This window comes from Quadrisphaera setariae (assembly GCF_008041935.1).
In the GTDB taxonomy this organism is placed as follows: domain Bacteria; phylum Actinomycetota; class Actinomycetes; order Actinomycetales; family Quadrisphaeraceae; genus Quadrisphaera; species Quadrisphaera setariae.
On sequence record NZ_VKAC01000007.1, the window covers coordinates 43,196 to 54,782 of the forward strand.

Sequence of the window (11,587 nt, forward strand, 5' to 3'; positions counted from 1 at the left end):
CCGTCTCTGCGACGACCTCACACTCGGTAGTGCCTCGTTCACCGCCACGGGACGCATCCTCCGAGGCTCCCCGACCGTCTCCTTCCGCAGCGGACACCACCCCGGACGTCCACAGCACGACCAGCTCACCAGCGCGCCGACGAGACCGGCGACACCCACCACGAGGAACACCAGGCCCAGCCCAGAGGTGACGGCCGCGTGGGCCAGCCCCCTCCGCCGACCGCGCAACGTCGAGGCGGGAGCGCCGCTGATCACCCGGCGGTGACGGCTGCGGCCCACCCGGCGGGGTCGCCCGGCTCGGAGACGGCCGTGATCCCGTGCCCCAGGAGCAGCGCCTCGAACCAGCGGCGCTCCAGGCCGTCGAGGGGCCGCACCGCGGAGTAGCCCTCGACGAGCGCCCGCTGCGCCACCGGCGGCGTCGGCGCCCACCCGGTGAAGCGGGTGCCGAGGTAGGTGCACGCCTGGGCGAGGTCGTCGACGCGGTGCCTCACGGAGGCCTCGTCGAGGTCGAGGACGGCGACCACCTCGCTCCCCCGCACCAGGACGTTGGCGGCGCGGAAGTCCCCGTGCACCAGCTGCGGGGCGTCGTCGAGCTCGGGCAGCTCAGTGACCAGCGCAGCCAACCGGCGCGACGCCTCCGGCACCAGGCCCCGGTCGCGGTGGGCGAGCCAGGAGCCGACGTGCTGGCCCAGCGGACCCGCCGCTCACCGGCCCGGGACCGACGGGAGGTCAGCCACCACCTCGGCCGGAGCGTCCGCGAGCGCGGAGTGCAGGTGCGCCAGGGCGGCGCCCGCTGCGCGGACGGCGTCGAGCTCGGTGACGTCGAGCCAGTCACCTTCCACGTGCGGCAGCACGGCCACCGACAGCGCTCCGAGCGGTCCAGGGACGACGACGCGGGCCCGTCCGTCCAGCGCGGGCACCGGCTCCGCCACGGGGACGCCGCGTGCGGCGAGCAGGCGGAGCACCCGCGCGAGGGCCTGGAGCCTGTCGAAGGTCGAGCGCGCGGACGACCACTTGACCACGAGGTCACCGGAGCTGCTGGCGGCCCAGGCGATGGCGTTGCGGTCGCTGATGACCACCCGCGGGACGGCGGTCACGGTCAGGCCCCACGTGGCCGCGAGCGTCGTCGTCGTCCAGCGGGTGAGGTCGGCGAAGCCGGCGAAGCCGAACCGCTCCCGCAGCGCGGTCGGCGCGTCGACCGGTTCCCAGAGCATGGACAGACCGGCGGGCAGCACGGTCCGCACGGTAGGCGGTCGCTCGGGTTGCCGGTGATCAGGATGTGCCTAGGGTCACCATCCGTGGATCCAGGACGTGAGCAAGGTCCTGCGACCGAGGGACCGCTGGCCGAGCAGCTGCACCGCGGCGAGACCCTGCTGTGGACGGGCGAGCCCGACCCGTCGGTGCTGTTCACCCGGGCCGACGCCTTCCTCGTGCCGTTCAGCCTCTTCTGGTTCGGCTTCATCGCGTTCTGGATCCACGGCGTGGTCAGCAGTGGCGCTCCGATGGGTCTGGTCGCCTTCGGCGGCGTGTTCGCCCTGATCGGGCTCTACATGCTCGTGGGCAGGTTCTTCGTCAAGCGGTGGACCAAGCGGCGCACGCGCTACGCCGTCACCGACCAGCGTGCGCTCGCGCTGACCGGGGCCACCGAGGTCTCCGACGCCGACCTGCAGCAGGCCTCGGTGTCGGTCCGCTGCGGGCGGGACCGGCGCCACGTCACCGTGACCGTCGGCGGGGGCGGCGCCTGGTCCCCCGCCGCTCTGTACGCGAACACGGGCATGGACTTCTTCGGCTGGCAGGGCCAGCCCGCCTTCGGGCTGTACGACGTCGCCGACGTGGAGGGACTGACCCGCGCCCTCAAGACCGCCCGCGAGCACTGAGGGCTGCTGCAGTGGAGGCTGACGGCAGCGCTGGGGCGTGGGACGACGTCCTGCGCGTGCACGCCGCCCCGCCGCGCCTGTCGCCCGTGCGCGCCTCCTGGCTGCACGTCGGCCTCTGGGTCGTGTGCGTCGGGGCGTTCCTCGTCGCCAGGAACTGGGCCCTCGCGCTGGCCTACCTCGGCGTGGGGTCCATCAGCACCCTGAACCGCCGACGGCGGCGGCAGGCTCATCAGGTGGCGTCGACGGCGGTGAGCGGCGACGGCCTGCTCGTCCACGGGCTCGACTGGGACCGCTACCTGCCCTGGGACCAGGTGATGGAGGTCTACCCGCGCGCCGCGTGGGCCAGCTGGCCGACGGTCCGCACACCGGACGGCTCCACGATCTCCCTCCCGGGCGTGGACGACCGCGCAGTGGCGCGCCTGGAGCAGTTCCGCGCGCACCTGGGGGTGGGATGAAGCCCCCGCCAGCACCGCCCAGCCCAGCCGCACGGTCCACCCAGGAGGAGCACAGCCTCGAGCCCTACCGTCGTCGACGAGAGCCTCAGCCGTTCCCCCCGGTTGGGGCTCTTCTCGTACCAGCGGTACCCCTTCCCACCTCACGCGCGAGGCGGGCTCAGCAGCGCGGCTCTGGCTGGACGACGACGCCGACGCCACCCTCGAGATGACCCCTCGCCGGGTCCCTCAGCGAGGGAGGCCGTGCAGGTCGGGGTTGTGCGCGACCTCCCACGCGTGGCCGTCCGGGTCGAGGAAGTACCCGTCGAGGCCGTCGAAGAACGGACTGCGCTCGGCCGGCTTGCTGGTGGTCGCGCCGGCGGCCTCCGCAGCGGCGAGGACGGCGAGGACGTCGTCGTCGGAGTCGCAGTTGATGGCGTACGTGGCGCCTCGGAAGGCCCCGGGCTGCGCGGGCTCCGACGGCGGCCGCAGGCGGGCGTCCTCCGCGAGCGCGCCCTGCTCGAAGAGCGCGAGCATCGAGCCGGCGTTGTCGAAGAAGCTGATGGTCGGCTGCGACTCGGGGCGGCGCCTCCACCCGAGCGCCTCGTAGAAGGCGGTGGCGCGGGCGAGGTCGGCCACGCCCAGCGTGACGATGGAGATGCGGGACGGCACGGTCATGCAGGCACCGTGGCACGCGGGTCCGACACCGGGAAGGCCGTCGCCGGGCGGGTGTCGGAGGTGGCGCCGATGCTGGAGCGGTGTTCCTCTTCTTCAGCAACCGGGCGGGCTGCCTGGGGTCGCTGGTCATCAGCCTCGTGGTGACGCTGCTGCTCGTCGCCGCGCTCACGCTGCTGTGACGACGTCCGCACGGCCCGCGACGCCGACCGGGCCGGCGCCGGTCGCCCGGCCGCGGCGCCTCCTCGACGTCCGCACGGTCTACGCCGAGCCGGCCGCGCTGGAGCTGCCCCGCGGGCAGCAGGTGGTGGCGCGCTGGCCCGAGGCGGAGGTGGTGGAGGTCGCCTCCGCGCTGCGGGTCCCCGCCGTCCACGGCGACGACGCCAGCGTGGAGCGGTGGGTCCGCACCAAGACCGAGGTGCTCGCCCTCGGAGTGCGCAAGAGCATGACCGCGCGCAAGAACGACAGGTCGGCCAACTGGATCGCGCCGTCGCTGTCCAACGGCTGCGCCATGGCGTGCGCCTACTGCTACGTGCCCCGGCACAAGGGGTACGCCAACCCCATCACCGTCTACGCCAACAGCGACGACGTGGTCGGCTACCTGCAGCGCCACGTCGCCCGGCAGGGCGCGAAGCCGGGACCGGACCAGTGCGACCCGGTCGCCTGGGTCTACGACATCGGGGAGAACTCCGACGCCTCGGTCGACGCGGTGGTGTCCGACAACGTGCGCGACCTCGTGGCCGCGTTCGCGCAGATGCCCACGGCCAAGGCGAGCTTCGCGACCAAGCACGTCAACCGCGACCTGCTCACCTACGACCCGCGCGGTCGGACCAGGGTGCGCTTCTCGGTGATGCCGGAGCGGATGGCCAAGCTCGTCGACGTCCGCACCGACCCGGTGCGCGAGCGCATCGCCGCCGTCGACGACTTCGTGGAGGCCGGGTACGAGGTGCACCTCAACCTCTCCCCCGTCATCGTCCACGAGGGGTGGCTGCAGGAGTGGGCGGAGCTGCTGGCCCAGCTCGACGACGCGCTGTCGCCGCGGTCGAAGGCGCAGTGCGCGGCGGAGGTCATCTTCCTCACGCACAACGCCGGCCTGCACGAGGTGAACCTCGGCTGGCACCCGAAGGGCGAGGAGGCCCTGTGGCGCCCCGACGTGCAGGAGTCGAAGCGCTCCCACAACGGCATGGAGAACGTGAGGTACCGGGCGCGCTGGAAGGCGGTGTGGGTGCAGCGCCTGCTGGACCTCATCGCCGAGCGCACCCCCTGGCTCACCGTCCGGTACGCCTTCTGACCGCCCGCCCCTCCTCGGCGTGCTGCAGGAGGGGCGGGCGGACTGCCAGGAGGTCAGGGGCGCGCCAGCCGGACGTTGGTGCGGGCCACCCGCACGGCGTCGCTGATGCCGCCGGCGAGCACCATCTTCCCCAGCGACAGCGCGAAGCCCTTGGCCTGTCCCACGGTCGTGTGCGAGGGCATCGACATCGCGTCGGCGGTGGTCACCACGTCCAGCAGCGCCGGACCGGGGTGGGCCAGCACCTCCGCGACGGCGGAGCGCAGGTCCTCGGCGCGCTCGACCCGACGGGAGAACACTCCCGCCCCCGCGGCGATGGCGGCGTAGTCGACGGCGTCGTGGTCGGTCTCGAACGGCGGGTCCCCGGCGGCGAGCATCTCCAGGCGCACCATGCCCAGGCTGGAGTTGTTGAAGACCACCGTCTTGACCGGCAGCTGGTGCAGCTTCACCGTGAGCAGCTCCCCGAGCAGCATGGCGAGGCCGCCGTCACCGCTGAAGGAGACGACCTGGCGCCCCGGGTGGCTGACCTGCGCGCCGATGGCCATCGGCAGCGCGTTGGCCATCGACCCGTGCACCCACGAGCCGATGAACCGGCGTGAGCCGTTGGGGGTGAGGTAGCGCGCCGTCCACGTGCAGCACATGCCGGTGTCAGCGGTCACCACGGCGTCCTCGGCCATGAGCTCGTCGAGCACGGTGGCCACCAGCTCGGGGTGCAGCGGTCCGCCGCGCTGGTCCTCGGAGGTGTAGGCGGCCAGCCGCCCGTCGACAGCGCTCTCGGTGCGGTGCAGGGCCTCGTCGAGGAAGCTCCGCTGCGCACGCTGCGGAACGCGCTCGAGCAGCGCCCGCACCGTGGCGCCGACGTCGGCGGCGATACCCTGCACCAGGGGCGTGCGGCGCCCCAGGCGCGCGGGGTCGAGGTCGACCTGGATGGTCCGGGCCCCGGGCAGGAAGTCCTCGTAGGGGAAGTCGGTGCCCAGCAGCAGCACGAGGTCGGCGTCGTGCAGGGCCTTGTAGCAGCCGCCGTACCCGAGCAGGCCGTTCATGCCGACGTCGTGGGGGTTGTCGTAGCCGAACGCGTCCTTGCCGCGCAGGCTGTGCCCGATCGGGGCCTGCAGCAGTCCGGCCAGCCGGATGACGTCGTCGCGGGCCTCGGCGGCGCCGATGCCCGCGAAGATCGCCACCTTGTCGGACCGCTGGACGTGCCCGGCCAGCTCCTCGACCTCCTCGGGACGCGGCACCGCCAAGGGGCGGCCCGTGACCAGCGCGCCCAGCCCCTTCGCCGGCGCCGCCGGGGCGGACAGGACGTCCCCGGAGACCACGAGCACCGACGCGCCGCCCCTGCCGAGCGCGTTCTGCGCGGCCAGGCGCACCAGGCGCTCCAGCTGCTCGGGGTGGGCGACCTCCTCGCAGTAGTGGGCCGCCTGCGCGAACAGCGTCTTGGGGTCGGTCTCCTGGAAGAAGCCGGTGCCCACCTGGCTGGAGGGGATGTGCGAGGCGATGGCCAGCACCGGGGCCCCCGAGCGGTGGGCGTCCATGACGCCCTGGATGAGGTGGGTGTTGCCCGGCCCGCAGCTGCCGGCGCAGACGGCGAGGCGGCCGGTGAGCTGCGCCTCGGCGGACGCGGCGAAGGCCGCGGCCTCCTCGTTGTGGACGTGCACCCAGTCGATGCCGCCCTCGGCGGCGCCCCCGCGCCGGCGGACGGCGTCGGAGAAGGCGTTGAGGGAGTCTCCGACGATGCCGTAGACCCTCTGCACCCCGGCGTGCAGGAGGAGGTCGACGAGCTGGTCGGCTGCGGTGTGGGACATGGGGCCTCTCTGTCGGTGGGTGGGGGTGGGGGTGGGGACGGGACTGCCGGGGAAGCCGGAGGAGGGTCGGGTCAGCGGTAGGCGGGGGTCCAGCGCGCAGCGCGCACGGCGGCGGCCACCTCCTCGTCGGTGGCCTCCGGGGCGACGCCGTCGGCGACGGCCTGGCGCGCCACGGCCTCGGCGATGGCGACCGCTGCGGTCGGCATGTCGGCGACCTCGGGCAGCAGCGCACCGCCCGGGTCGTGGCGCACCGGTGACTGCTCCCCCAGCGCGAGGGCGGCCTGCAGGAGCATCGCGTCGGTGACGCGGGTGGCGCGGCTAGCGACCACGCCCAGACCCACCGCCGGGAAGACGTAGACGTTGTTGCACTGGGCCACGCGCCGCCTGGCGCCGTCCTGCTCGACCGGCGGGAACGGGGAGCCGGTGGCCACCAGGGCGCGCCCGTCGGTCCAGTCGGACAGGTCCTGCGGCTCGGCCTCGGCGTGGGAGGTGGGGTTGGACAGCGGGAAGACGATCGGCCGCTCGACGTGGGAGGCCATCTCCGTGATCACCTCGCGCGTGAAGATCCCGTGCGCCGAGGACAGGCCGATGAGGGCCGTCGGCTCCACGTTCCGCACCACGGTGAGCAGGTCCAGCTCGCTGCGGCGCTCGACGTCCACCCCCCACCCGGCCAGCTGCTCGGCGCTCTTGGCGTAGCGGGCCTGCGCCGGCGTCAGCCCCGCCTGGCCCTCCACCAGCAGTCCGCCGACGTCGAGGACGTGCACGGCGGCGACGGCGTCGTCCTCGGTCGCGCCGTCGGCCACCATCGCCTGCACCAGGCGGTCGCACACGCCGATGCCGGCCGACCCGGCGCCGACCATGACGACGCGCTGCTCCCGCAACGAGGTGCCGCTCACCGAGGCCGCGCCCGTCATGGCTCCGGCGACCACCGCGGCGGTCCCCTGGATGTCGTCGTTGAAGGTGAGCAGCTGGTCGCGGTACCGGTCGAGGATCGGCAGCGCGTTCTTGCTGGCGAAGTCCTCCCACTGCAGCAGGACGCCGGGCAGCTCCTCGCGCACCGCGGCGACGAAGGCGTCGACGAACTCCTCGTACTCCTCACCCGTGACGCGGGGGTGGCGCCAGCCCAGGTAGAAGGGGTCGTCGCGCAGGTCGTCGTCGTCGCAGCCGACGTCGAGGACGATCGGCAGCGTCCGGGCGGGGTCGATGCCGCCGATGGCGGTGTAGAGGGACAGCTTGCCGATCGGGATGCCCATCCCGCCCACGCCCTGGTCGCCCAGCCCGAGGATGCGCTGGCCGTCGGTGACGACGATGACGTCGACCTCGGCCCGGGGACGGTTGCGCAGCACCTCGCGCAGGCGGTGGCGGTCGGGGTAGGAGACGAACAGCCCGCGCGGACGGCGGTAGATCTGGCTGAAGCGCTGGCACGCCGCTCCGACCGTGGGCGTGTAGACCAGCGGCAGCGCCTCCTCGACGTGGCGCGAGAGCACCTCGTAGAAGAGGACCTCGTTGGTGTCCTGCAGCTGGCGCAGGGTGATGTGCTGCGCCAGCTGGCGGGAGGTGGCCGAGGTGCCCTCGACGGCCTCCACGGACCGCCAGGCGCGGTCCGCCTGCTGCTCGATGGTCTCCACCTGCGGCGGCAGCAGACCGCGCAGGCCGAGCTCGTCTCGCTCGGCCTCGGTGAAGGCGGTGCCGCGGTTGAGCAGGGGGTCCTGCAGGAGCTGCAGGCCCGCTGTCGTCGACGAAGAAGTGGCGGTGTCTCCCACGGGTGTCTCCCAGATCGCCGACAGTTGCCGATGGCGATCATCCCCGCGTCATCCCGGATCGCACCCCGAGGCGTGGACACAACGAACACAACTCCTCCGGCGCACACCCTCCGTCACGACGCGCCCGCGGGGGGTGTGCCCACCGCGGGCGCGGGAGGTGCCCCTCCGGTCACACCGTCCGGAGGGGGCGGCGCGGCAGCACCAGGTAGAGCACCCCGGCGATGACGAAGCCGACCAGCGCCGTGAGGTCTCCCAGCTGGGGCAGCGCGGTGGCGACCGGACCGGCGTAGGCCTCCTGGTTGGCGAACAGGAGCACGGACACCACCGTGCCGACGGACAGCGCCACCACGCCCGAGGCGTTCTTCCACCCCCGGTCGTGGAGGGCGGGAGAGACGTCCTGGCCGCGCCGCACCCACTGGTCGACCAGCACCACCGCCAGCCACGGCGCGATCCAGTAGGAGATGACCAGCAGGAACGACTCGTAGGCGTGCCCGGCGTCGGCCAGCCCCGCCCACGCCAGGAAGAACCCGACCACCCCGAAGGCCAGCGGCACCACGGCGCGGCGCTCGGCCAGCGAGGTGAACCCCATGGCGAGGAAGGACATCGAGCCGGAGTAGACGTTGAGGATGTTCGCGCAGATCGCTCCGAGCGCGATCGCCAGGAGCGTGACCTGGGCGACCGCGCCGGGCAGGTGCGAGGTGAACGCCTCCGTGGGGTTGTCGCTGGTCGCGCCGGGGATCGAGACGGAGGCCGCACCGGCGAGCATGAGCACGGTCGTGGAGACGAACAGGCCCACCGCGGCGGCCCAGCCGGCCGCGCGCCCGGCGCCCAGCGGCAGGTACCGCGTGTAGTCGGTGGCGTAGGGGTTCCACCCGGCGCTGTAGCCCCACGCCGTGGCCGTGGCGAGGATGAAGCCGGCCAGCCCGCCCGGCGTCGCGGGCGCCGCGGAGTAGTCGGCCGCGGCGAACGTCATCACCGCGACGACGGCGAAGACGACCGCCAGCACGATGACGGCGTACCGCTCGAAGAGGTGCACGAGGTCGTGGCCGAGGGCGGCGACGCCGATCTGCACGAGCACCACCCCGACCAGGCAGACCACCGGCGCCAGGCCTGTCAGCGCCGCCAGCGCGAACGCGGCCGAGACGCTGTTGACGGCGAACCAGCCGAAGCCCGCCATCACCGACATGAGGGTGGCGGGGACGATGTTGCCGCGGTACCCGAAGGCGATCCGGCCGAGCACCATCTGGGGCACGCCGACCCTCGGTCCCCGGGCGGACAGCACGCCGTGGGAGAGGGCCGCGAGCGCGTTGCCCAGGACGATCGCGGCGGCGGCCTGCCAGAAGGTCAGCCCGAAGACGAGGGTCGACAGGACGCCCACGAAGATCGTGGCGAACTCGAGGTTGGGGGCGCTCCACGTCCACGCGAGGTTGAGCGGGCGTCCGCGCCGCTCCGCGAGCGGGATGGTCTCCGTGGAGCGCTTCTCCAGCGCCTCGGTGGCGGCGGCCGGCGGGCGGGTGGAGGTGTCGGTGGCGGGCGCAGCGGTCACGGGAGGTCCTCTCCGATGTCTTCGAACCACACGTCGGGGCGCTCGGAGATGAAGCGCTGCATGAGCTCCTTGCAGCGCTCGTCGTCGAGCACGGTCACCGAGACCCCGTGCTCGGCCAGCCAGTCGTGACCGCCGGTGAAGGTGGCGCTCTCTCCCACCACCACGTGGCCGATGCCGAACTGGCGGACCAGGCCGCTGCAGTACCAGCACGGGGAGAGTGTGGTGACCATGACCGTGTCGCGGTAGCCGGCGCGGCGACCGGCGTTGCGGAAGGCGTCGGTCTCGGCGTGGACCGAGGGGTCGTCGTCCTGGACGCGACGGTTGTGGCCGGCGCCCAGCAGCTGTCCGTCGAGGGTGAAGAGGGCGGCGCCGATGGGCACGCCGCCCTCGCCCGCGCCCTTCCGGGCCTGGGCGACGGCGACGTCGAGGAGGGCGGCGACGTCGAGGGGGAGCCCGGCGGAGCCCGTGAGGGCTGACGGGGCAGCGGTGGTGCTCATGGCGGTCACCCCACCAGAGCACCCGCGCGTGGCGTCATGGACGCAGCGTCATCTACGGGGCCGCTGATCTGCGACGCTGCGTACGCTGGTCTCGTGGCTCTCACTCTGCGCGGCGCGCTGGAGCACCCGGTGGTCAGCGCTGCTGCGCCCGAGCTGCTCACCCCCGGGGTCGACCTGGACGTGCCGGTGCGGTGGGTGCACTCCAGCGAGATCTACGAGATCGGCCCGCTGCTCACCGGCGGGGAGCTGCTGCTGACCACGGGCCTGGGGGTCGTCGGGGCCGACGCGGGCGCCCGCAGGCACTACGTGCGCGACCTCGCCGCCCGCGGTCTGGCGGCGCTCGCCGTCGAGGTGGGGCGCTCTCTGCCCGCTCTCCCCGTGGAGATGGCCGACGAGGCCGCCCGGCGCGGGCTGCCGCTGGTGGTGCTGCGGGAGGTCGTGCCCTTCATCCGCATCTCCGAGGTGCTCAACACCCTCATCGTCGACGGCAGCACCACCCGGCTGCGCTTCTCCGAGCGGGTCACCGCGGCCGTCGAGAACGCGCAGTCCGAGGAGCGCGGGCTCGCGGGCCTGCTCGCCGCGGTGGGCCGGCTGCTGGACCGCCCGCTGGTGCTGGTCTCGGCGGGAGGAGCGCTGGTCTCCGCCGCGGGGACCACCGACGACCGCACGGCGTGGCAGGTGGTCGACGCACCGACGGCGCAGCAGGTGGACGTGGTGGTGCGAGGCCGCCGGTGGGGTGCCGTCGTGGCGGGCGCTGCTCCAGCAGCGACCGGTGCGTCGGACGACGACGTCGACGTCGCCCTCCGGCGCCTGGCACCCGCCCTGGGGCTGGAGCTGCTGCACGGTCGGGGCGCTCCCAGCCGCCCCGACCAGCTCGCCGCGCGCCTGCTCGCCGACCTCGTGGAGGGTGAGTCGCCGGACACCGACGTCCTCGTGCGAGCCGGCGCAGCGGGGTTCCACCCGGGTGCGGGAGACGTCGTCGTCGGCGTGGCCGTGGACGCCCCGGAGAGCCGGTCCGGCCTGTCGCTGCTGCAGGCCGCGGCCCGCACCACCGGCGGCACGGTGCTCCGGGGACGCGTCGGGGCGGAGGTCCTCGGGCTGTTCGCCCTCGACCGGCCCGACCCGGTGCGCGTGGTCGCGGACGCCGTGACCGCCGCCTGGCGCCGGGCCGGAGAACCGCCCGTGCGCGCCGCTGCGGGCGACGCGGTGACCGCTGACCGCGGCGCGGCGGGGTGGCGGTGGACGCTCTCGCGGGCGCGGGCGGCGTCCTCCCTGCTGAGCAGCGCCCCTCCCCCGCCGGGCACCGCCGGCCCGGTGACCACGGCGCGCGCCTGGGCGCTGGAGCTGCTCCTCCACGACGCCGGCGCCCCGCTGGCCGACCTCGCCGACTCCACGCTGCAGGGCCTGCGCCGCTGGGACGCCCGGCACGGGAGCGACCTGGTGCGCACCGTCGAGACGCACCTGCGGCTCGGCGGCTCGCCGTCAAGGACCGCGGAGGAGCTGCAGGTCGGGCGGCAGGCCGTCTACCAGCGCCTGGCGCGCGTCGAGGAGCTGCTGGGCCACCGCCTGGACGCTCCCGAGGCCCACGCCGCCCTGCTCGTCGCCGCAGCGGCCGCCCGCCTCGCCCGCACACCCCCTCCGTGATCATGGGCGCTGCGCACTGGACCGGCCGTGATCATGGACTTCCGGAGCACTCTCCGACGTC

Annotated in this window: 9 protein-coding genes and 1 pseudogene; 4 read left to right on the forward strand and 6 right to left on the reverse strand. The window is 74.0% G+C overall.

Features of this window, described 5'->3' with window-relative positions; translation table 11 throughout:
- Positions 1-251: 251 nt before the first annotated feature.
- Positions 252-1,214, reverse strand: a pseudogene (locus FMM08_RS23680) (phosphotransferase enzyme family protein).
- Positions 1,215-1,298: 84 nt separating this feature from the next.
- Between FMM08_RS23680 and FMM08_RS12570 the strand changes: the two are divergent.
- Positions 1,299-1,877, forward strand: coding sequence for a hypothetical protein (locus FMM08_RS12570; RefSeq protein ID WP_147926727.1), 579 nt, complete (start codon positions 1,299-1,301; stop codon positions 1,875-1,877).
- A gap of 11 nt (positions 1,878-1,888) precedes the next feature.
- Positions 1,889-2,332 carry a hypothetical protein gene (locus FMM08_RS23040; RefSeq protein ID WP_187279734.1) on the forward strand — a complete coding sequence of 148 codons (444 nt, stop codon included), beginning with the start codon at positions 1,889-1,891 and terminating at the stop codon, positions 2,330-2,332.
- Positions 2,333-2,557: 225 nt separating this feature from the next.
- Here FMM08_RS23040 and FMM08_RS12580 read toward each other — a convergent pair whose 3' ends face one another.
- Entirely contained in the window at positions 2,558-2,986 is a 429-nt protein-coding gene (locus FMM08_RS12580; RefSeq protein ID WP_222710724.1) for a VOC family protein, read from the reverse strand.
- A gap of 175 nt (positions 2,987-3,161) precedes the next feature.
- Here FMM08_RS12580 and FMM08_RS12585 point away from each other — a divergent pair, with 175 nt between their 5' ends.
- Entirely contained in the window at positions 3,162-4,274 is a 1,113-nt protein-coding gene (locus tag FMM08_RS12585; RefSeq protein ID WP_147926728.1) for a spore photoproduct lyase family protein, read from the forward strand.
- Positions 4,275-4,327: 53 nt separating this feature from the next.
- Here FMM08_RS12585 and FMM08_RS12590 read toward each other — a convergent pair whose 3' ends face one another.
- From FMM08_RS12590 to FMM08_RS12605, 4 genes are all read right to left on the reverse strand, one after another.
- A complete protein-coding gene (locus FMM08_RS12590; RefSeq protein WP_147926729.1) occupies positions 4,328-6,076 on the reverse strand; it encodes a thiamine pyrophosphate-dependent enzyme in 1,749 nt (582 codons plus the stop codon).
- Between the two features lie 71 nt (positions 6,077-6,147).
- Entirely contained in the window at positions 6,148-7,839 is a 1,692-nt protein-coding gene (locus FMM08_RS12595) for an NAD-dependent malic enzyme (RefSeq protein WP_147926730.1), read from the reverse strand.
- A 169-nt stretch (positions 7,840-8,008) separates the two neighbouring features.
- On the reverse strand, positions 8,009-9,385 hold the full coding sequence (locus FMM08_RS12600) for a purine-cytosine permease family protein (RefSeq protein ID WP_147926731.1): 1,377 nt from the start codon (positions 9,383-9,385) through the stop codon (positions 8,009-8,011).
- Positions 9,382-9,882 (reverse strand): nucleoside deaminase, encoded by a 501-nt coding sequence (locus FMM08_RS12605; protein WP_147926732.1) that lies wholly within the window; start codon positions 9,880-9,882, stop codon positions 9,382-9,384. Before FMM08_RS12605 ends, FMM08_RS12600 begins: the two co-directional genes overlap by 4 nt.
- Before the next feature lie 93 nt (positions 9,883-9,975).
- Here FMM08_RS12605 and FMM08_RS12610 point away from each other — a divergent pair, with 93 nt between their 5' ends.
- The gene (locus FMM08_RS12610; protein WP_187279735.1) at positions 9,976-11,526 is read left to right on the forward strand and encodes a helix-turn-helix domain-containing protein; all 1,551 of its coding nucleotides are present in this window, start codon (positions 9,976-9,978) and stop codon (positions 11,524-11,526) included.
- The last annotated feature ends 61 nt before the right edge of the window (positions 11,527-11,587 follow it).